Origin of the sequence: Lipingzhangella halophila (assembly GCF_014203805.1) — a bacterium.
Taxonomy (GTDB): domain Bacteria; phylum Actinomycetota; class Actinomycetes; order Streptosporangiales; family Streptosporangiaceae; genus Lipingzhangella; species Lipingzhangella halophila.
This window is the reverse complement of record NZ_JACHJT010000001.1, coordinates 3,613,704-3,634,450: the sequence shown is the minus strand read 5'-3', so window position 1 is coordinate 3,634,450 and position 20,747 is coordinate 3,613,704. Positions and strand designations below refer to the sequence as shown.

Here is a 20,747-nt window from a genome sequence, read left to right as displayed (position 1 = left end):
TGGTCACTCCCAGCGGAAGAACTTGGCGGCCACCGTGCCCGCCGCGACCGCGATCAGCACCATTGTCCCCAAGTGCGCAAGCTCGGGTGGTCCCGCCTCCCCGGACCACGCGTCCAGCATGGCCTGCACCCCGGGCGGGACGTAGTCGCCGAGACGCACCAAAGCGTCCGGGAGGAAGAACCGGGGCAGGAACACACCGCCGCACACCATCGCCACCATGTAGGCGAGCATCGCCACGCCGTTGGCCAGCCGCGCGGTGGGAGTCAGCGCGGCGATGAGCACGCCGATGGCCAGTAGCGAGGCGTAGCCGACGGCGAAGGTGAGCGCGAACCACCACGGGTGCTGGGGCAAGGCGACGTCGAGCACGAGCCTCGCGGAGGCGATGAGTAGCACAGCGGTCGCCACTCCGGCCGCGAGGGCGACGACGAGCTGGGCGACGAGCACCGCTGCGGGGCTGACCGGGGTGGTCGACATCCGGCGCAGGATGCCCTTCTCCCGGTAGGTCGCCACCATGGTGGGGATCTGCTGCAGGCCCATGATGCCCAGGCCGAGGATCAGGGCCGACGGCGCCCAGTAGTCGACGAAGCGGGCCCCGCCGAACTCGGGGGACGGTTCGCGGAGGGCCGGGACCGCTCCCAGGCCGAGCAGGAGCACGGTGGGGAACAGGATCCCGAACCCCAGCGTGCCCGGCTCACGCAGCATCAGCTTGCTCTCCACCGCGATGAGCTTGGGCAGTGCGGACATCGACGACGAACGGCTCTTGGTCTGAGTGGGGCTGGTCACGGGTCGATCCTCCGTCCGGTCAGGGCGACGAACGCGTCGTCGAGGCTGCTCTGCTCCACCCGCAGCTCCTCGGCGACGATCTGCTGGCGTGCCAGCGTCGAGGAGACCGCGTGCAGCAGGTTCCCGGTACCGACGACGGTGATCTGCGGGCCACTGCGCCGCACCTCGCTCACCTCCGGCAGCCCGGTCAGCAGTTCGTCGTCGAGCGGAGTGGAGGGGCGGAAGTGCACCTGCTGCTGCTGTTCGGCGCGTTTGACCAGGCCGGACGGGGTGTCCAGAGCGGCGATCCGCCCGGAGTCGACCAGCGCCAGCCGGTCGCACAACCGCTCGGCCTCGTCCATGAAGTGCGTGACGAGGATGACCGTCACCCCGGAGTCGCGGATCTGCTCGATCAGATCCCAGGTGTCCCGCCGGGCCTGCGGGTCCAGGCCGGTGGTCAGCTCGTCCAGCACCGCGACGTCAGGGCTGCCCACCAGCGCCAGGGCGATGGACAGCCGCTGCTTCTGGCCCCCGGACAGCCTGCGGTACTGGGTGTTGCGCTTGTCGGAAAGGTGCAGGGTCTCCAGGAGCGCCGGCCAGTCGGCAGGGTGGCGGTAGAAGGAGGCGTAGAGGTCGAGCGCTTCGGCCACCGTGATCTTGTCCGGCAGTGTGCTCTCCTGCAGCTGCGAACCGAGGCGCTGGCGCAGCTCGGCGCGGTCGCGCTGCGGATCAAGGCCGAGCACGCTGGTCGACCCGGAGCTGGGCGTGCGCAGTCCTTCGACGCATTCCACCGTGGTGGTCTTGCCGGCCCCATTGGGGCCCAGAATCCCGAAGATCTCCCCTTCGTCCACGGTGAACGACACCTCGTCCACCGCGACGGTCTCCCCGTAGCGCTTGTGCAGCTCGTTGACTTCGATGATCGACATGCCGCGAGCATCCCCCGAACGGCCCGCCGCGCGGATCGCCCGGCGGGCCAGAACTCCGGCGGATTCGCGCATCAACCGATCGGTTGATGCTCCGGGACCGCCCGGTGGAGTGCTGCGAGGAATTCGTCAGCGGGGCAGGTCATGCGCCCCCGATGTTGATCCGGTCGATGCGCTCCAGGATCCCTTCGTGCAAGGTCGGAGCCAGCGGAGAGTAGCCCCGGCCCTCCGCCAGCTCGGCGGCGGCGTCGGTCTGCGTGGCCCAGGTCCAGAAGTCGCGCAGGGCAGCCGCCGTGTCATCGTCATATCCGCACTCGGAGGCGAGGACCCGGTTGATCCGGATAATGGGATAGCCGTCTCCGCCGATCTCTCCCAGGGCGAGGTCGCCACCGACGGGAAAGTCCAGCTGTGCCGTCGCTTCGGTCGTGGCCTCCAAGGTCGGGTAGACCTCGGTGCCGTCGGCGTTGACCACCGCGGCTTGGGGCAGCTCTTCCGCCACCGCGGCGTACCCGTCCTCCACCACGGCGTACTGGTTGACGAACCCGAGCCCTCCGGGCTGCTCCTCAACGGCCGCCACGACCCCCTCGTCACCTTGGGCCTCCACCGCGGCCGAGTTCCAGTCGGCCTCGCTGCCGAAGCGATCCGCCCCCCAGGACGCGCTTTCCTCGGCGAGATAGGCGGAGAACACATGGGCCGTGGTCGCGGTCTCGGCGTGGCGGACCGGGACGATCGCGGTGTCCGGTAGCTCCCGGTCCGGGTTGAGCGCGACGAGCGCGGGGTCGTTGTAGGTGGTGATCTCGCCGTCGAAGATCCCGGCGAGCGCCTCGGCGTCGAGCGCCAGGCCGTCCAGCTCCGGGTCGTTGAGCGTGACCACCACTCCACCGGCCAGAACAGGGATCTGCACCGTGGGGCAGCCGTGCGCGTCCGCGGCCTCAGGGTCGACGCTGCTGCCATCGGCCAGCTCGCCGGAGTGGAAATCCGCCTCGCCTTGGATGAACTCCTCGACTCCGGCTCCGGTGCCAACAGCGGAGTAGTCGATCACCAGGTCAGGCTGGCGGGAATCCGCATAACTCGCGGTCCATCCCTCCATGGCCGGCCCCAGAAAGGTCGACCCCGCCCCGGACATCTCGCCGGCGAGGGTGCTGTACTCGACCAGCGACGTGGAGGGATCCACCGGGGCGCCGTCAGAGTCGCCGGTGTCGCGGAGGACGTACATGCCGCCGATCCCGGCGGCGAGCGCAAGCGCTGCGGCACCGGCGCCCAGCGCCAGCAGGCGCCCGCGCCGCCGGGCGGGACGGGCCGGCGCGGCCCCGTTGGGTGGTGCGGGGGCGGGGCTTGCGGGTGGAGGCGGCACCGGATCTGGCGGTCCCGAGGTTCCTGGCCCGGGCGGCGGGGTGGGGGGCCTCCAGTACTGATCGATGAAGCCATCGACGATGGTGGTGGCGTCCTCGTCGGACTCCACAGCGGCGTCTGGGCTGGTGATGCGGTACAGCAGGTCGACCGCGCTGGGGCGCTGCGCGGGATCCTTGGACAGCGCCTTGGCGACAGGTCCGGCGAGGCTTCCGGGCAGCCCGTCGAGGTCGGGCTCCTCATGCAGCACGCGGTAGATCAAGTTCGCGACCTCGCCGCTGCCGAACGGCGGTCGGCCGGTGGCGGAATAGGCCACCAGCGCGCCCCAACTGAAGATGTCGGCATCTGGACCGGCCTCGCCGCGGAAGCGCTCCGGGCTCATCCAGCCGGGCGAGCCCACCAGTCCGCCGGTGCGGGTCAGCGCCGTTTCGCCGACGGCGCGGGCGATTCCGAAGTCCAGCACCTTGGGGCCGTCCGGGGCCAGCATCACGTTGGCCGGCTTGAGGTCGCGGTGTACGACGCCGGCGGCGTGGATCGCCGCGATCGCTTCAGCCATCCCTGCCGCGACCACCCGCGCCTGCTCCGGTGCGAGCGCACCCCGCTCCTTGACCCGCTGGGCCAGGGTCGGCCCGGGAACGTAGGTGGTGGCGTACCAGGGCTGGGCACTCTGGGTATCGAAGGCGAGCACCGGGGCGATGCAACGCGCCCGCACCCGCTGCATCAGCTCGACCTCCCGGGCGAACCGGGCACGGAAGTCGGCGTCGTCGGCGCACTCCGCGCGGATGACCTTCAGCGCCACCCACGCCCCGGCCGGGTCGGTGGCACCGTAAACCACCCCCATCCCGCCCGCGCCGAGCCGCCCTCGGATCCGGAATGGGGGGATGAACTGCGGGTCCGCGGGTTCCAACGGCGAGAGGTTACCGGCCGCTGACGGCTCCAGTTGAGTCACATGCGTCCTCGTGGGCAGAGGCAGGCAAGAGAATCCCCCAATTGTGGCGCCTCCCACCACGAGTCGCCAAACTCCCAGGAACCAGGGGGAACCACCTCATCCGCGGCCCGCCGGCCCCGCCGATCCGCGTGTCCCTCCAGTACGACGATCCCAACGTCCCCGCGGGCGAGCGGCAAATCCATCATGGCTTGAGCGCGCCACGGTATGGGTCATCGCCCTGACGGCCGTCGAGGAAGCCGAGGCCGAACGAGCCACCGGACTGAACAACCCCGGTTGGTGGTCGTCATCGGCGCACGAGGTGGGGACCGTGCTCGACTCCGGCCATTTCCCGCGTCTCGCGGCAGCGCACGGGCGTGCACCCCACGACCCGGACGCACTGTTCCGGCACGGCCTGAACCGGTACCTCGACGGACTCGAAGCATCCGACACAGTCCAGGCGGCACACCCGCGGAGTTCTTGATCGAGTGGTCGCTGAGGGCCCACCGGAGGAAGAAGGCCGCGATACCTCCGGCTACGGGGAGAGGCCCGAACAGAGCCCCGCCCAACAGGACGGGGTTCGTATGCGTGGCGGTTCGGTAGGCCGGGCGGGGCTCGAACCCGCGACTCAGGGATTATGAGTCCCCTGCTCTGACCTGCTGAGCTACCGGCCCATGGCGTGGGGGAATACCGGGTGCCCCCGGATGTCGCAGCTCAGCATGCCTGGATCTGCCGGCAGCCGGGCTCGAGCCTATCCTAACAGGGGGTGCGCGGGCCTTTCCGCGTGTGAGCCGCGCGTGTGCGGGGGATCGCGGCCGGGTACAGCGGTGCGGCGTGCCGCGGCACCCGGTCATCGAAAGGTGCCGGGGCCGAAAGACTAGAGTGGATCCCGCGACGCGGGTTGGGCAGGATCGACGTGCGCCGTATCCACTGTGGACCCCGGGGCTGAGGGGCCCCGCGGGCGCGTGATACGCCGGGGTGGGCGAAACCGCGCCGCGGGTCCCGAGATACGATCTCGGGTCGCACGAATGTCACCAGGGAGAATGAGGTCATGGCCCAAGTACCCGTCACCGTTACCGTCACCGGCGCGGCCGGACAGATCGGCTACGCCCTACTGTTCCGGATCGCCTCCGGCCAACTGCTGGGTGCCGACGTCCCGGTGCGGCTGCGCCTGCTGGAGATCCCGCAGGCCGTCAAGGCCGCCGAGGGCACAGCGATGGAGCTGGACGACTGCGCGTTCCCGCTCCTCGACAGTGTCGACATCTTCGACGACGCGAACCAGGCGTTCGAGGGCTGCAACGTCGCGCTGCTCGTCGGGGCCCGCCCGCGCGCCAAGGGCATGGAACGGGGCGACCTGCTTGAGGCCAACGGCGGCATCTTCAAGCCGCAGGGGGAGGCCATCAACGCCGGCGCCGCCGCCGACGTCCGCGTCCTGGTGGTCGGCAACCCGGCCAACACCAACGCCCTGATCGCCCAGTCGCACGCTCCCGACGTTCCCGCCGACCGTTTCAACGCCATGACCCGGCTGGACCACAACCGCGCGCTCACCCAGCTCGCCAAAAAGCTCGGCGTGTCGATCAACGACATCCGCAAGCTGACGATCTGGGGCAACCACTCCGCGACCCAGTACCCCGACATCTTCCACGCCGAGGTCGGCGGGGCCAACGCGGCGAAGGCCGTCGGTGACCAGTCGTGGATCGAGAACGAGTTCATCCCGACCGTCGCCAAGCGCGGCGCCGCGATCATCGAGGCGCGTGGCGCGTCCTCCGCCGCCTCGGCGGCCAACGCCGCCATCGACCACGTCTACGACTGGGTGAACGGCACCCCTGAGGACGACTGGACCTCGGCGGCCTTCCCCTCCGACGGTTCCTACGGGGTGCCCGAAGGGATCATCTCCTCGTTCCCCGCTGTCTCCCGCAACGGCCGCTGGGAGATCGTCCGGGGCCTGGACATCGACGCGTTCTCCCGCGAGCGCATCGACGCCTCCGTCCAGGAGCTGGTCGAGGAGCGCGACACGGTCAAGCAGCTCGGCCTGGTCTAGTACCGCCCTGCCGGCCTCCCCAGGGAGGCCGGCCTCGCGAGTGCGGGCGGGAACCCGGTGCCCGGTCCCGGCGCGGCCTCCCGGTGCCCAATGGCGCGCCCTCCGCGGAGGGCGCGCCATTGCCGTGTTCGCCACGGGCGCGACCAGTGGCGCCGCGCGCTGGCCTGTCCAGTGCGGGGCAGCAGGCACCATGGAATGCGTGAGTCTCATCGATCAGCTTCCGGCCACCCCTGAACCCGACTCCCTTTTCACCGCGTTCGCGTCGTGGGCCGAGGAGCAGGGCCTCACGCTCTACTCGCACCAGGAAGAAGCCCTCATCGAGGCGGTCTCGGCCTCACACGTGATCCTGAGCACCCCGACCGGTTCGGGCAAGAGCCTGGTGGCCTGCGGAGCGCTGTTCACGGCCCTGGCCCGCGACGAGTGCGCCTTCTACACCGCGCCGATCAAGGCCCTGGTCTCGGAGAAGTTCTTCGAGCTGTGCTCGATCTTCGGTACCGACAACGTCGGGATGATGACCGGCGACGCCAGTGTGAACTCCGACGCCCCCATCGTCTGCTGCACCGCCGAGGTGCTCGCCAACATCGCGCTGCGCGACGGCGCCGACGCCGACATCGGTGTCGTGGTCATGGACGAGTTCCACTTCTACGGCGAGCCCGAACGCGGCTGGGCCTGGCAGGTGCCGCTGCTGGAGCTGACGCAGGTGCAGTTCCTGCTGATGTCGGCGACTCTCGGCGACGTCACGCGGTTCGAGAAGGACCTGACCCGGCGGACCGGCCGTCCGACGTCGGTCGTGACGTCCGCCGAGCGCCCCGTACCGCTCTACTACTCCTACCGCAGCACCCCGTTGCACGAGACGCTGGAGGACCTCCTCGGCACGCAGCAGGCACCGGTGTACATCGTGCACTTCACCCAGGCACAGGCGGTCGAACGGGCGCAGTCGCTCACGAGCATCAACATGTGCAGCCGCGCCGAGAAGGACGCGATCGCCCGGGAGATCGGGGCGTTCCGGTTCAGCACGAAGTTCGGTCGGAACCTGTCGCGGTTCGTGCGGCACGGAATCGGGGTGCACCACGCGGGAATGCTCCCCAAGTACCGCCGGCTGGTCGAACGGCTGGCCCAGGCGGGGCTGCTCAAGGTCATCTGCGGTACCGACACCCTCGGTGTCGGGGTCAACGTGCCCATCCGCACTGTGCTGTTCACGGCGCTGAGCAAGTACGACGGCACCCGGGTGCGCCGGCTCGGCGCGCGGGAGTTCCACCAGATCGCGGGCCGCGCGGGCCGCGCCGGGTTCGACACGGTGGGCAATGTAGTGGTGCAGGCGCCCGAGCACGTCGTCGAGAACGAGAAAGCACTCGCCAAGGTCGGCGACGACGCGAAGAAGCGGCGCAAAGTGGTGCGCAAGAAGGCCCCCGACGGGTTCGTCGGCTGGGACGAGGCCACGTTCGAGAAACTCATCGCCGCCGAGCCCGAACCGCTGGTCTCCCGGTTCCGGGTGAGCAACGCGATGCTGCTCAGCGTGATCGCCCGCCCCGGCGACTGCTTCGCGGCGATGCGGCACCTGCTCACCGACAACCACGACGACCGGCCCGCGCAGCGCCGGCACATCAGTGAGGCGATCGCGATCTACCGGTCCCTCATGGACGGCGGCATTGTCGAGCGGCTCGAAGAGCCCGACTCCGCGGGACGCACCGCCCGCCTCACCGTCGACCTGCAACCCGACTTCGCCCTGAACCAGCCGCTGTCGACGTTCGCGCTCGCCGCGCTGGAGCTGCTCGACCCCGCGTCGCCCACCTACCCCCTGGACGTGCTGACCGTGGTGGAGTCCACCCTGGACGACCCCCGGCAGATCCTCGGCGCCCAGCTGAACAAGGCCCGCGGCGAGGCCGTCGCGCAGATGAAGGCCGACGGTGTCGAGTACGAGGAGCGCATGGAGCGGCTGGAGGAGATCGAGTACCCCAAGCCGCTCGAGGAACTGCTCGACCACGCCTACGAGGTCTACCGGCGCGGCCATCCGTGGGTGGGCGACCACCCGCTGCGCCCCAAGTCGGTCGCCCGCGACCTGTTCGAGCGCGCGATGACGTTTACCGACTACATCGGGTTCTACGAGCTCGCGCGTTCGGAGGGCCTGGTGCTGCGCTACCTCGCGAGCGCGTACAAGGCACTCAGCCAGACCGTGCCCGAGGACGCCAAGACCGAGGAGCTGCACGATCTCATCGAGTGGCTGGGGGAGCTGGTGCGCCAGGTCGACTCCAGCCTGCTCGACGAGTGGGAGCAGCTCACCAACCCCAGCGCGCAGCCGGCCGAGGAAGAGAAGGCCGACGAGCGGCCCAAGCCCCTCACCGCGAACCGCCGCGCCTTCCGGGTCCTGGTCCGCAACGAGCTGTTCCGCCGCGTTGAGCTCGCGGCACGCCGCCGCTACGACGAGCTCGGTGCGCTCGACAGCGAGGACGGCTGGGACGCCGACGCGTGGGAGGAGGCGATGCGGGATTACTACGCCGAGCACGACGAACTGGGGATCGGGCCCGACGCCCGCGGCCCGCGGATGCTGCTGATCGAGGAGCGGAGCGACTCGTGGGAGGTCCGGCAGATCTTCGATGACCCCGCCGGCGACCACGACTGGGGATTCAGCGCCTCGGTGGATCTCGCCGCCTCCGACGAGGAGAGCCGGGCGGTGGTCCACGTGCGCGACGTGAACCGGCTCTAGAACCAGGTCCCGCTGGCACTGCTGGCTCTTCGGCCACCGGGGAGTGCCGCACTCGGCGCGTGTGCCTTTCAGCCGCGCGCGACGTCGGCCAGGGCGCGGAAGATCAGCGCTGTGGACGCCGCTCCGGGGTCGAGGTGGCCCGCGCTGCGCTCGCCCAGATAGGAAGCGCGGCCCTTGCGGGCCTGGAGCGGGATGGTGGACTCCGCTCCCTTCTCCGCCGCCTCGGCGGCGGCGCGCGTCGCGGGCCCCAGGCCGCCCGCCGGGTCGGCGGCGGTGAGGGCGTCGACCGCGGGGGAGAGGGCGTCGACCATCGTCTTGTCGCCCACCTGCGCCGACCCGAGCCGGCACACGTCGTCGCGTCCGGCGCTGAGCGCCGCGGCGAGCTCGGCGACATCGGAGTCGCCCGCACCGAGCTGTTTCCCAACGGTCCTGAAGACCGTCCCGTACAGCGGGCCTGAGGCGCCCCCCACCCGGGAGATCAGAGTGGTCCCGGTCTTGACCAGCACGGTGCTGGCCGAGGGGGAGTCGACCCCGTCGAGGGCCTCGCGTACCGCGCTGAAACCGCGGTGCATGTTGGTGCCGTGGTCGCCGTCGCCGATCTCGGCGTCGAGCCGGCTGAGGCGCTCGCGATCGGCCTCGATGGACTCGGCGACGGCGAGCATCCACGCGCGGGCGAGGTCGGTGTCCACGGGTGCCTCCTTGGGGTCGGGGCGCGATGGTGACCGGGCATCCACTCCCGGGGGCGCGCAGGCCGGGGCGCCGCGCGCCGGTCTGGTCGGGGCGCGCCGTGCGGCGGCCCGCCCCAATAGGGCTACCCGATGCGCGCGCGTTCAGCCCCATGCCCCGGAGCCACCGCTTTCCCGGGGCGCGGCGCTTCCGACGCGGGCGGCCCGCGCACTCGGGGCGTTCAGGCGCCCCAGCGCAGAGCGGGAGTGTTTACCGGGGCGTCCCACAGCTGAAGGAACGGCTCCTCGACGCGGCAGACGGTGATCGAGCAGCCGGCCATGTCCAGGCTTGTGACGTAGTTGCCGACGAGCTTGCGCGCGATGCGGATGCCCCGCTCGGCGAGGTGGGACGCGACCTCGCCGTACACCAGGTAGAGCTCGCTGAGCGGGGTCCCCCCGAGCCCGTTGACCAGCACGATCGTGTCGTCACCGGAGCCAAGGGAGTCGTGGTCGGCCAGGATGATCTCCATGACCTCGGCCACGAGCTCGCGGGCGGGCTTGAGCTTCTCGCGTCTCCGGCCGGGCTCGCCGTGGATGCCGACGCCCACCTCGATCTCGTCCGCGGGCAGGTCGAAACCGGGACGTCCGGCCGATGGGGTCGTGCACGCCGTCAGAGCGACCGCGAACGAGCGGGATGCGGCGTTGACCCGGCGGCCGAGCCCGGCTACCGACGCCAGGTCGTCGCCCCTGGCGGCCGCGGCGCCGGCGATCTTCTCCACGAAGAGGGTCGCTCCTGTGCCCCGCCGGCCCGCCGTGAACGTGGAGTCCTGGACCGCGACGTCGTCGTCCACGAGGACCGTCTGCACCTCGATGTCCGCGTCCGAGGCGAGGTCGGCGGCCATCTCGAAGTTCAGCACGTCACCGGTGTAGTTCTTCACCACGAAAAGCACGCCCGCGCCGGAGTCGACCGCGGTGGCCGCCGACAGCATCTGGTCGGGGACAGGGGAGGTGAAGATCTCACCGGGGCACGCGGCGTCGAGCATGCCCGCGCCGACGAAGCCGGCGTGCAGCGGCTCGTGGCCGGAGCCACCGCCCGAGACCACGGCCACCCTGCCGTCTTGCGTGCCCTCACTGCGGACGACCGTCCCGTTGTCGGTGTCCACGCGCAGTTCCGGATGGGCTGCGGCCAGGCCCGCGAGCGCGTCGGGAAGAAACGTGTCTGCGGTGTTCAGGAACTTCTTCACAGTGGGCTCCCTGGGCTGGCTCCGCGGCCGGGTGAGCCGCGGGTGCGGGTACGGACGCGCGCCGGGCGCAAGTCCCGAATACCCCGTTTGGGCGGCATGGGAAACGCGGGTGCCGGAGTCGCAACCGGTATGGGAGAGGCGATGCCGGGCATGCTCGCGGTCGAGTGCCCGGAGCACCGGCGAAAATGTCGCGTGTGCGGCATTGCCGCACATCCAGGGGGCCTCTAGGCTCGGTGGACATGAGCTCAGTGGGCATCGTTCTGGTCTCGCACAGCGACCGTCTCGCCACCGGACTTCGCGACCTGATCCGGGAACTCATCGGGGACAAGGCGCCGGTGGCCGTCGCTGGCGGTACCGACGACGGCGGCATGGGCACGAGCTACGACCTCGTGGTCTCCGCGATCGGTGCGGCGGACCAGGGCGCGGGCGTCGTCGTCCTTCCCGACATCGGCAGCTCCGTTCTGACGATGCGCACTGTCGAGGAGGACCACCCGCGCGACGACGTCGTCCTGGTCGACGCGCCGTTCGTGGAGGGCGCGGTGAGCGCCGCGGTCATCGCCGCCAGTGGAGCGGACCTCGCCACGGTGGTCGCCGCTGGCGAGGAGGCCCGCCGAACCGCGAAGTTCTAGGTTCGCCAGCCCCGGGTCATGCGGACCCTTCCGCGGCTGCTCAGCGGCCGGCCTCAGGTTGGTATCAGAATCCCCGGCTCTCTCGCGTGCGACCTGCGCCTCCGGTAGACATGGCAACGGTCAGGAGGGCCCAGTCCGCCGCGATACCCGTATCTTCCGCATTGCCGGCGATCAGGACGTCCCGCCTCCGGGGTGGCCGGTTCGGGTCAGGATCGGCGCGTTCGGGCGTGGGCGGAACGGGGCTCCGGCCCGGCGCGTTCAACCGGCGGCCGATCATCGTCGACATCGCAAGGAAGAGTTGTGAAACGGATTCTGGCAAGCCTGGGCCTGGGCAACGCGTCTGTTGAGGCGGTGCTTAGCGACGCGAACACGGTTCCCGGAGGGGTGCTGCACGGTGAGGTGTTCCTCACCGGCGGATCGGTGGACCAGCGCATCGAGCAGTTGACGGTCGGGCTGCAGACACGCGCCGAGATGGAGATCGGGGACAACGAGGTCCAGCGGAACCTGGAGTTCGGGCGGACGCGTATCGGCGGCGAGCTGCACCTGCAGCCCGGCGCCGAGCTGCGGGTGCCCTTCCAGCTGGCGGTTCCATGGGAATCGCCCATCACCTCGCACCGGGGACGGAACCTGCGCGGGATGCGTGTGGGGGTGAACACCCAGTTGCACGTGGCCGGAGGTGTGGACCCCGGTGACCTGGACCCGGTGGCCATCCACGCGCTGGACTCCCAGACACTTCTGCTGGATGCGATGGAACGGCTCGGGTTCGCCTTCACCAAGGCCGACTGCGAACAGGGCAAGCTGCGCGGCACCCGCCAGCAGCTTCCGTTCTACCAGGAGATCGAGTACCGCGCACCGGGCAGCTATCCCGGGATCAGCGAGCTGGAGCTGAGCTTCGTCAGCGACCAGCAGGGCTGTGATGTCGTGCTGGAGCTGGACAAGAAGGGCGGGCTGGTGTCCGAGAGCCGCGACACGTTCCGGCGGTTTCGGATCGAGCACGCCACTGCGGCGCAGGAGGACTGGGCGGCGCAGTTGCACGAGATCTTCCACAAGGTCGGGGGCCAGCGCCGCTGGCTGTAGGCCCGGTCACCCCTCGGCGACAGCCGCGCGGACACGGTGCGGCAGCGTGGCCGTCGCCGGGGGCGGCCCTGCGCCTGGAGGCCGGTAAGGAGCCTCCGGTGGGCCGGACCGGGCTGTTGGCTCCTCGGCGGGCAGCTTCGCTTGTGCGCGGGGGCGGCCCCGGCACCACTCGTTAGCGATGCCGCGGCCAGCCGCCGTGCGTTTCCGGCCCCGGACCTACCCGTCTGGTTGCGCGGCGGGTTCCCACGGGCGCACCCGTGGAATCCAGGCCGGAACATTGCGCCGGTAGGTCTCGTACTCGCCGCCGAACTGGCGCACGAGGGTGGGCTCCTCGTACCAGCGGACGAACAGGCTGAAGAAGACCCAGACGACGATGCCGTAGACCGCCACGCCGAGCGAGCCGAACAGCAGCGCCTGGCCGAGAATGGCGGCGATGACCCCGACGTACATCGGGTTGCGCACGAATCGGTGGAACCCCTCCACGACCAGTCGCTCGGTGGGAGCGACCGGAGCGAGCGTGCCCAGTGCAAGGGCGAACCGCGCGACAGCGCTCAACAGCACGTACAACCCAGCGGCGATCAGCACCGCACCCACCACCTGCGCCGGAATCCACAAGGGCTCGGCACCGGGCAGCTGCCAGCGGCTGATCCACCAGGGAATGAGGCCGGCGACGGTGCCCGGCAGCGCGACGACGCCCACGATGTTGCCGCCAATGGCCGCAGATCTACTCCGCATGTTCTACTCCTCCGTCTCGGTTGTCGTGGTGCTTCGGAACTCGGGCGATTGGCCGGCGTCTTCCGGGACGGCGACCGCGTTCAGGAACGCCTCGGTGAACACCTCGATGCTGTGCTGCACGTCGGGAAGCTCCGTGGCCTGGGTCGACTCAAGCACTGGGCGCAGCGCCAGGTGCACGACCAGCGGCCCGAGCATCTGCTGGATGATCAGGGGCAGCGGCAGGGGGCGCAGCCGGCCGGCGTCGACGTGCGGCAGCAGCACCGAGCCGAAGCTGGCGAACAGCCGGGGGAAGCTCACCCGGAACATCCGGCTGCCCGGGCCGTCGGGGCGGGCGAACAGGTCGGCGAACAGTGCGGGCATGACCCGCGGCTCCCGGAGGAAGGCCGCGACCAGCGCGCGGTAGATCTCGCGCACCGTGCTCTCCAGGCTGGCGGGCGGGCTCTCGGCGAGTCGCTCCAGGTCGAGCAGTGGGGTGTGGCGCTCGAAGACGGCGGCGAGCAGCCCGTCGCGGTTGCCGAAGGTGGTGTGCAGGCTGGGCAGCGAGCACTGTGCCCCGTCGGCGACCGCGTCCAGCGTGACCGCGCCGAGCCCGCGCTCGCTGATCAGGTGACCGGCCGCGGAGACCGCGCGTTCACGGACGGGCGGTCGGCCGCCCGGGTCGACCCCGATGGCGCGGACGGCGTCGTCGAGCGCCGCTCGCGTGCCGCCGAGCCGGCGCAGCAGGGTGCTGCGCGAGACCCCGGCCGTCGCGGCGATCGTGGTCAGCGGCACCGTGGCGACGTCTGTGTTCTGTTGGCGGGCGGCCGACAGGGCGGCCTCGACCAGCTCCCGAGGAACTCTCTCGTTCATGACACATGAGTATATGCTTTATATAAGGAAGTGTCAGTTCCATGATTCGGGAATCGTGTAGTCGACGCGTGGTGGTCCTGATGCGCCTCAGGAGTGAAGCGGGCTCAGTCCTGGGTCTTCCGGGCTGGCTCGCTGTGTGGGCGGTGTGCGGGCCCACAAGGCCGCCAGAGGGCAGGGAGCCGGCCAGTCGGACAGTACTCTGGCGCCGCACGCGCCGGACCGCGCCCGTGCGGGCCTGGGACGGCGCGTGCGGCGCCAGTCAGGGCGCGGCAGTGGCGTGTGGTGGCGTGTGGTGGCGTGTGGTGTGCCGCGGGCTCGCGGTCAGTCCCCGGCGCGCACTCGGCGCGAAGTCAGCCGAGGTCCTTGAGGATCTCGGCGAGGTACTCGGTGGTAGCGGAGGCGGGGAGCGCTTCGATGCACAACTGGTCCATGACCCGCATGTAGTGCTCCGTCTCCTCGGGCTTGTCGAAGTACAGCGCGCTGGTGAGCTGCTCGAGGTAGACGATGTCGGGAAGTTCCGGGCCGGTGAAGCGCAGGATGCTGAACGGGCCACCCGCTGCCGCGTGCCCACCTTGGTTGAAGGGGACGATCTGCAGCGTGACATTGGGCAGCTTGGACATCTCGATCAGGTGCTCGAGCTGGCCGCGCATGACATCGGGGCCGCCGAGCGGGCGCCGCAGAGCCGCCTCGTCGACCGCCGCCCACACCTTCGGGCTTCCCCGCTCGGTGAGGCGCTGCTGCCTGGCCATCCGCAACTCGACCCGGTGGTCGATCTCCTGGGAGGGCGCGTGACCGTGGCCGAGCATCACGACGGAGCGGGCGTAGTCCTCCGTCTGCAGCAGGCCGGGCACGAACTGGATCTCGTAGGTGCGGATGACGCTCGCCGCCTCCTCAAGGCCGACGTAGACCTCGAACCAGTGCGGCAGGACGTCGCTGTACTTGTGCCACCAGCCGGGGTTGTTCGCCTGGCGGGCGAGCGACAGGAGCGGTTCGCGTTCGGTGGTCGTGGTCACGCCGTAAAGGGTCAGCAGGTCGGCGACATCGCGCTCCTTGAAACTGACCTGGCCCAGCTCGAGTCTGCTGATCTTGGCGTGCGAGGCGCGGATCTCGTACCCCGCGTCCTCGCGCGAGATGCCTTTCGCAGTGCGCAGCCGGCGGAGCTGGGAGCCCAGCAGAATCCGGAGTACGGTAGGCCCGCCGCGCGCGTACTCAAGCACGTTCGTTTGCGGGGCTGCGTCGCTCGGATGCGCAATTCCCACGAGACTCTCCCCTAAGTGCAACACGTCCGCGGTCAGTGAACCAGACGCGAGAAGACGGTTCAATTCTTCTCGTTCGACAAATCCACAGCAAGGGCGGCTACCCGGTGCCCGCTGCCGCCCTTGACGCCGGACGTTCCTCGGAGGTTGCCCCGCTCTCGCGCGAGGCGCGCGGGCCGGGCGGTACCGGGTAGCGGGGCCACCCTACCGGTGTGTGCGCTACGCGTACAGTCGTGTGTGGCCGGCCTGCGCGCTGAATCTCCTTCGAGTCGGCTTAGTCCGTGAGGTAGTCGAAGTCTCCTCGCTTGGCTCCCTGGACGAACGCGGAGATCTCGGCCGGGGTGTAAATCAGCGCGGGCCCGTGTGGGTGTCGGGAGTTGCGGACCGCGACCCCGCCGTCGGGGAGCCGAGCGAGCTCGACGCAGTTCCCGCTGGGGTTGCTGAGGTCGCTCTTGTGCCACTCCACCTCACGCAGGCTGCTCGCGGGGGTGCCGTTCTTGGCTTGGTGCATCTACCTCTCCTCACCGAATCGTTGCTGGCCTGGGCTCCGCTGCGTTGCCGGTAGTTCCTCAGGCCGTGCGCCGACCCGTGCCGCAGACGGGTGACGCCACGCACGCTGTTCGCGCTCACCTCGCGGGGCGCGGAATCCTTCCCCGCTCTCTACGGCGCAGCGTACGGGTGCACGTGCATCTGTGTTTGCATCAGCGCTTGCGACAGTAAATTACCCGAATTAATCGACGCCGTGTTGAGCTGGTGATCATGGGATGACCTGGCTGAACGACGCCTCCGTGCCGTGTCCGGTCTCGCTGGCCGCGGGCGAGAGTGAACACGTGTAACCGCGTGCGCAGGGAAGATATGGTCTGGATGGGGTGGGGGTGTGCGCCGGGGGGTGTGGGTCCCTCAAATTTTTATAACGATGCCTCTCAGGCGGGACAAGTGGCGTGTTACTCACTAAACTGCCGAGTGCACATGCATTCGTGCTTGCAGGTGTAAGAGACACGAGGAATGGTGCAGGTGGCCACAAACGGTGCGAAAAGCACAACCAAGCAGGGGATGCGATGAGCGCGCGCTCCGTGTCTTGGCAAGTCGATGATCCATCCATCAGGACGGGCGCGGACCGGGTGATGTCCGCGATCAAGCCCGATGAGCCACCGGGCGCGTGGTGGGGGCTGACACCCGTTCCGCTGCCCATTGGCCACCGGTTTCTCGGCCGGCACGTCGCCGTGCACGGGTTGGGCTTCCACGCCGTTTCGGTTAAGTCCGCGCGCGACTTCTCCCAGGCCGTGCTGCGCGACTGGGGGATATGCGAGACCGCGGGGCTCCTCAACGAGGTCCGGCTCGTCGTCTCCGAACTCGTGACCAACGCGTGCCGGCACGCGGCTCCCGAACCGGTCGCCCCCGAGACCGAGTGGTCGATCCAGCTCGGACTGCACCGCGACGGCGCCAACCTGACCTGCATGGTGTTCGACCCCAGCCGACGGGTCCCCCAGCTGAGCGACCAAGCTGGTCTTGAGGAAGGCGGGCGCGGGCTCCGGCTCATCGAGTCCTTCAGCTCCGACTGGGGATGGCAGCCTCTCGGCGGGCAGGGCAAGGTGGTCTGGGCGGCGCTGGCCATGGCCGAGAGCTCCTGAGGCTCCACACCCCCCGCTTCCGCCCCTTCCCGCTCCCGTCACCGTCGGGCGGCGTTCGGGCGTAGGTCGCTGCCCAGTGCACGCATCCCCTTCACGCGCCCTGGGTAGAAATCGCGCGGAACCCGCGGCGGAAGGGGGGCTGTATGGCTGAAACGTCCGAGCCTGCCCTGAGGATCGGTCTCCTCCGGGAGAGGGCCCCGGGCGAGCGCCGGGTCGCGGTGGTCCCCGGGGCCGTGCCGGATCTGCGGGCCCTGGGAGCGGTGCCCCTCGTCGAGACCGGAGCCGGAGCGGCTGCCTGGTACACCGATGAGGACTACACCGCCGCGGGCGGCGAGATTCTCACCCCGCCGGAGCTGCACGAGCGCGCCCACGTCCTGCTCTCGGTAACGCGCCCCTCCTCGGAGGTCCTGCGCCGGCTGCGCCCCGGGCAGACCGTGATCGGCATGCTGCAGCCGGCGAGCGACCCGCTTCTCGTCCGCGACCTGGCCGACCTCGGGGTCACCGCGATCAGCCTCGACGGGGTGCCGCGAACGCTCAGCCGGGCCCAGTCCATGGACGCCCTCAGTTCGCAGGCCAACGTCGCCGGGTACAAGGCGGTGCTCGTCGCCGCCGCGGCGTACGACCGCTACCTTCCGTTGCTCATGACCGCGGCCGGCGTCGCGCGCCCGGCCGAGATCCTGGTACTGGGGGCCGGGGTCGCCGGCCTGCAGGCGATCGCCACCGCCGGCCGGCTCGGCGCCGTCGTCACCGGCTACGACGTCCGCGAGGAGGCACGCGAGGAGATCCGCTCGCTCGGCGCGCGCGTCCTGGAGCTCCCCGAGGTGGAGTCCGCGACGGCGGACCAGGGCTACGCTCGGGCCCTCACCGGCTCCGAGCGCCGTTCGCAGCGCGCGGTCCTGGCCGACCAGGCGCACCGATTCGACATCGTGATCGCCACCGCTCAGGTCCCGGGCGGCCGGCCGCCCCTCCTCCTGGAGGAGGACGCCGTTGCCCGGCTCCGGCCGGGCGCCGTTGTCGTCGATCTCGCGGCCGGCCCGCTCGGCGGAAACGTGGAGCTGTCCCGGCCGGACGAGACGGTCGTCACCGACCGCGGGGTCACCGTCATCGGCGCGGGAAACCTGCCCGCCACGGTGCCCCGCGCGGCCTCCGAAGCCTACTCGCGCAACATAAAAACGCTTCTCGGCCACATGCTGCACGAGGGACGGCTGACCATCGACCTCGATGACCAGATCCAGGCGGGAGTCGTCGTCACGCACGACGGCCGGGTGGTGCATCCCGCCGCGGCGGAAGCCGTTGAAGCCATGGCCACAACCGGAGGGGTCGAGCCACATGAGTCCGGAACTCCTCACTGACCTGACGATCTTCCTGCTCAGCGTGCTGGTGGGGTTCGAGGTCATCAGTAAAGTGCCCGCTACCCTGCACACCCCACTGATGTCGGCCGCCAACGCCATCCACGGTGTGATCCTGGTCGGGGCGATGGTCATCGCCGTCTCGGCGGAGACCCCGCTCGGCTACGCGCTGGCGCTGGTGGCCGCGGTGTTCGCCGCGATGAACGTTGTCGGGGGATACGCGGTGACGGACCGGATGCTGCAGATGTTCCGCCGGCCCGCGGAGCGCGCGGACGCCCGCACCGTCGAAGGCGAGGGCGCCTCCGCGGCGGTCCCCCCGGTCGGTACCGCCTCCCCGGGCGAGGCGGGTGCGCCGCGTTCCGAGAGCGGGGCGTCCGGTGCGGGCCCCGCCGGCGACACAGCCGCGGAGCGCCGGGAGGACCGGTCATGAGCGCCGTCGATGTGCTGATCCGACTCGTCTACCTTGCCGCGGCCGCCTGTTTCGTCATCGGGCTGCACCTGATGAACTCGCCGGGAACGGCCCGGCGCGGCAACCGGGTGTCGGGCCTGGGTATGGCCGCCGCGGTCGCGGTGACGCTGGTCCTGCTCATCGACTCCGGAACCGTCACCACGACCGGGTGGATCGTGCTCGGTGCCGGAATCCTCATCGGCTCGATCGCCGGGCTGTACTCGGCGCGCGCCGTGCCCATGACGGCGATGCCGCAACTGGTCAGTCTGTTCAACGCGGTCGGGGGCGGCGCGGCCGCGCTTGTGGGGATGCACGACTTCCTGCGGTTCGGCGGCGCCGGCGGGACCCTCACCATGACCGCGACAGTCGCGGTCACACTCGACGTCCTCATCGGCGCGGTGGCCTTCTCCGGTTCGCTCGTCGCCTCTGGAAAGCTCCAGGGCTGGATCCCGGGGCACCCGATGCTCTTCCCCGGTCGCGCGGTGCTGAACGCCGCCCTGGCCGTGGTCATCGTCGCCGCGGCCGGGCTGCTGATCGCCGGGCGCGCCGGCGGGCCGGCGCTGGCCGTGCTCGTGCTCGCCGCCCTCGTGCTGGGGGTGCTGATCGTGCTGGCGATCGGCGGGGCCGACATGCCTGTCGTGGTGTCGCTGCTGAACGCGTGCACGGGCGTCGCCGTCGCCATGGCAGGCTTCGTCATCGGGAACACCATGCTCATCATCGCCGGAGCGCTGGTCGGCGCGTCCGGCGGCATCCTCACCAAGCTCATGGCGGACGCCATGAACCGTTCCCTGACCGCCATCCTCATCGGCGGTTTCGGCACTGGGGACGACGCCGGAGGCCGCAGCACCGGTGGCGAGGGGGTCCAGACGATCGAAGCCGACGACGCCGCCATCCGGCTCGCCTACGCCGCCAGGGTCATCATCGTCCCGGGCTACGGTCTGGCCGCCGCGCAGGCCCAGCACGAGCTGCGCGAGTTCGCGGGGATTCTTGAGGGCGGGGGAGTGCGGGTGGACTACGCCATCCATCCGGTGGCCGGGCGGATGCCGGGACACATGAACGTGCTCCTGGCCGAGGCGAAGGTGCCGTACTCGCAGATGAAGGAGATGGCGGAGGTCAACCCGGAGTTCCCGCGGGCTGATGTCGCGCTGGTCATCGGCGCCAACGACGTGACCAACCCGGCCGCCCGGCGTCCGGGCACCGCGATCTCGGGGATGCCGATCCTGGACGTGGACCGCGCCGGGACCGTCATCGTGATCAAGCGGTCGATGGGGCACGGCTACGCCGGGATCGACAATGAGCTCTACACCGATTCCCGGACCCGGATGTTCCTGGCGGACGCCAAGTCGGCACTGGAGAGCCTGACGGCCGCTGTCAAGACCCTGGTGCGGTGACCAGCCGCTGCGCCGGACGAGGCGGGAGCCCCCCAACGCGCGGGTTACTCGCGCGGGCAGCCCAACTGGTGGTGCACGATCAGGTCGACGTAGACGTCGGCGAGTTGCGGCAGGGTCAGACCGCCCTCGGGTTCGTACCAGTTCAGGATGGAGTCGAGCGTTTCGAGCACGGTCTCGGCGGCGGCGCCGGGGGAGACCACGCGGAAGCTGCCCTGGCTGTTTCCCTGGGTGATGATGCCGCAGATGTGCTCGTGGTAGCTGCGCATATGGTCGTACAGCTCGCGGTAGCGGGTGGGGTGGATGGTGCGCAGCCGGGGCAACAGGTCGCGGCGCAGCCCTTCCTCGGTCCAGTGGTCCCAGCAGAAGTCGATGTGCCGGCGGATAAGTCTGGACAGCCGGCCGACCGGGTCGTCCGGAGCTCCGGAGTCGCCGAGCTGTGCTGTGACGAGAGTGCGCGTGGACCGTAGAACGACCGCGTAGACGAGGTCCATCCGGGTCGGGTAGGCCCGCCGGAGCTCCAGGAGGTTGGCCCCGGTCTCCCGGGTGATCTCCCGGACCAGGGTGGCCATGTCGATACCGCGAACGCCGTGCCGGGAGAACAGTCGTCTCGCGGTGTCAAGGGACTGCTCGGTCAGGCGGGCATCGTGGGGCGAGAGGTCGGCCGTCATGATCATCTCTTGGTGCGCCAATGGGGTGCGGGCGCGATCGAGGGGTTGATGTCAGCGGATCCGGTTACGAACCGATTTCGAGCATAGCCCGGAGGGCGTT

General features: G+C 70.2%; 18 protein-coding genes and 1 tRNA gene. 8 read left to right on the top strand and 11 right to left on the bottom strand.

The features are described from left to right. Positions 1 to 3: 3 nt before the first annotated feature. The 4 genes from F4561_RS16775 to F4561_RS16760 form a co-directional block, all read right to left on the bottom strand. Positions 4 to 783, bottom strand: a complete 780-nt coding sequence (locus F4561_RS16775; protein WP_312885321.1) for an ABC transporter permease — start codon at positions 781 to 783, stop codon at positions 4 to 6. Next, entirely contained in the window at positions 780 to 1,688 is a 909-nt protein-coding gene (locus F4561_RS16770) for an ABC transporter ATP-binding protein (RefSeq protein ID WP_184580175.1), read from the bottom strand. Before F4561_RS16770 ends, F4561_RS16775 begins: the two co-directional genes overlap by 4 nt. 139 nt (positions 1,689 to 1,827) lie before the next feature. Continuing rightward, positions 1,828 to 3,984 carry a protein kinase domain-containing protein gene (locus F4561_RS16765; RefSeq protein ID WP_184580173.1) on the bottom strand — a complete coding sequence of 719 codons (2,157 nt, stop codon included), beginning with the start codon at positions 3,982 to 3,984 and terminating at the stop codon, positions 1,828 to 1,830. A 576-nt stretch (positions 3,985 to 4,560) separates the two neighbouring features. Beyond that, positions 4,561 to 4,634: transfer RNA gene (locus F4561_RS16760), tRNA-Ile, on the bottom strand. 377 nt (positions 4,635 to 5,011) lie between these two features. On the opposite strand from F4561_RS16760, the gene F4561_RS16755 reads away from it, so the two are divergent. After that, entirely contained in the window at positions 5,012 to 6,001 is a 990-nt protein-coding gene (locus F4561_RS16755; RefSeq protein ID WP_184580171.1) for a malate dehydrogenase, read from the top strand. A 190-nt stretch (positions 6,002 to 6,191) separates the two neighbouring features. Then, on the top strand, positions 6,192 to 8,705 hold the full coding sequence (locus F4561_RS16750) for a DEAD/DEAH box helicase (protein WP_184580169.1): 2,514 nt from the start codon (positions 6,192 to 6,194) through the stop codon (positions 8,703 to 8,705). A 68-nt stretch (positions 8,706 to 8,773) separates the two neighbouring features. Here F4561_RS16750 and dhaL read toward each other — a convergent pair whose 3' ends face one another. Both dhaL and dhaK read right to left on the bottom strand, forming a co-directional pair. Then, positions 8,774 to 9,394 carry a dihydroxyacetone kinase subunit DhaL gene (dhaL, locus tag F4561_RS16745; RefSeq protein WP_312885320.1) on the bottom strand — a complete coding sequence of 207 codons (621 nt, stop codon included), beginning with the start codon at positions 9,392 to 9,394 and terminating at the stop codon, positions 8,774 to 8,776. Between the two features lie 218 nt (positions 9,395 to 9,612). Further along, positions 9,613 to 10,614, bottom strand: a complete 1,002-nt coding sequence (gene dhaK, locus F4561_RS16740; protein WP_184580167.1) for a dihydroxyacetone kinase subunit DhaK — start codon at positions 10,612 to 10,614, stop codon at positions 9,613 to 9,615. A 239-nt stretch (positions 10,615 to 10,853) separates the two neighbouring features. Between dhaK and dhaM the strand changes: the two genes are divergently transcribed. Both dhaM and F4561_RS16730 read left to right on the top strand, forming a co-directional pair. Next, positions 10,854 to 11,243 (top strand): dihydroxyacetone kinase phosphoryl donor subunit DhaM, encoded by a 390-nt coding sequence (gene dhaM, locus F4561_RS16735; protein ID WP_184580165.1) that lies wholly within the window; start codon positions 10,854 to 10,856, stop codon positions 11,241 to 11,243. Between the two features lie 300 nt (positions 11,244 to 11,543). Beyond that, positions 11,544 to 12,320: a sporulation protein gene (locus tag F4561_RS16730; RefSeq protein WP_184580163.1), complete on the top strand. Its 777-nt coding sequence runs from the start codon at positions 11,544 to 11,546 to the stop codon at positions 12,318 to 12,320. Positions 12,321 to 12,536: 216 nt separating this feature from the next. Here the strand turns inward: F4561_RS16730 and F4561_RS16725 are convergent, their stop codons facing one another. From F4561_RS16725 to F4561_RS16710, 4 genes are all read right to left on the bottom strand, one after another. Then, entirely contained in the window at positions 12,537 to 13,055 is a 519-nt protein-coding gene (locus F4561_RS16725; RefSeq protein ID WP_184580161.1) for a methyltransferase family protein, read from the bottom strand. Between the two features lie 3 nt (positions 13,056 to 13,058). Next, a complete protein-coding gene (locus F4561_RS16720) occupies positions 13,059 to 13,904 on the bottom strand; it encodes a TetR/AcrR family transcriptional regulator (protein ID WP_184580159.1) in 846 nt (281 codons plus the stop codon). Between the two features lie 350 nt (positions 13,905 to 14,254). Next, positions 14,255 to 15,163: a Sco1979 family transcriptional regulator gene (locus F4561_RS16715; protein ID WP_184580157.1), complete on the bottom strand. Its 909-nt coding sequence runs from the start codon at positions 15,161 to 15,163 to the stop codon at positions 14,255 to 14,257. 271 nt (positions 15,164 to 15,434) lie between these two features. Then, on the bottom strand, positions 15,435 to 15,671 hold the full coding sequence (locus F4561_RS16710) for a DUF397 domain-containing protein (RefSeq protein ID WP_184580155.1): 237 nt from the start codon (positions 15,669 to 15,671) through the stop codon (positions 15,435 to 15,437). A gap of 613 nt (positions 15,672 to 16,284) precedes the next feature. Here F4561_RS16710 and F4561_RS16705 point away from each other — a divergent pair. From F4561_RS16705 to F4561_RS16690, 4 genes are all read left to right on the top strand, one after another. Next, positions 16,285 to 16,791, top strand: a complete 507-nt coding sequence (locus tag F4561_RS16705; RefSeq protein WP_184580153.1) for an ATP-binding protein — start codon at positions 16,285 to 16,287, stop codon at positions 16,789 to 16,791. A gap of 143 nt (positions 16,792 to 16,934) precedes the next feature. Continuing rightward, positions 16,935 to 18,143 (top strand): NAD(P) transhydrogenase subunit alpha, encoded by a 1,209-nt coding sequence (locus F4561_RS16700; protein WP_184580151.1) that lies wholly within the window; start codon positions 16,935 to 16,937, stop codon positions 18,141 to 18,143. Continuing rightward, on the top strand, positions 18,121 to 18,570 hold the full coding sequence (locus F4561_RS16695; protein ID WP_184580149.1) for an NAD(P) transhydrogenase subunit alpha part 2: 450 nt from the start codon (positions 18,121 to 18,123) through the stop codon (positions 18,568 to 18,570). Before F4561_RS16700 ends, F4561_RS16695 begins: the two co-directional genes overlap by 23 nt. Beyond that, positions 18,567 to 19,979 (top strand): NAD(P)(+) transhydrogenase (Re/Si-specific) subunit beta, encoded by a 1,413-nt coding sequence (locus F4561_RS16690; protein ID WP_184580147.1) that lies wholly within the window; start codon positions 18,567 to 18,569, stop codon positions 19,977 to 19,979. Before F4561_RS16695 ends, F4561_RS16690 begins: the two co-directional genes overlap by 4 nt. A gap of 44 nt (positions 19,980 to 20,023) precedes the next feature. On the opposite strand, the gene F4561_RS16685 is transcribed toward F4561_RS16690, so the two are convergent. Beyond that, a complete protein-coding gene (locus F4561_RS16685) occupies positions 20,024 to 20,647 on the bottom strand; it encodes a TetR-type transcription factor C-terminal domain-containing protein (RefSeq protein ID WP_184580145.1) in 624 nt (207 codons plus the stop codon). Positions 20,648 to 20,747 lie beyond the last annotated feature (100 nt).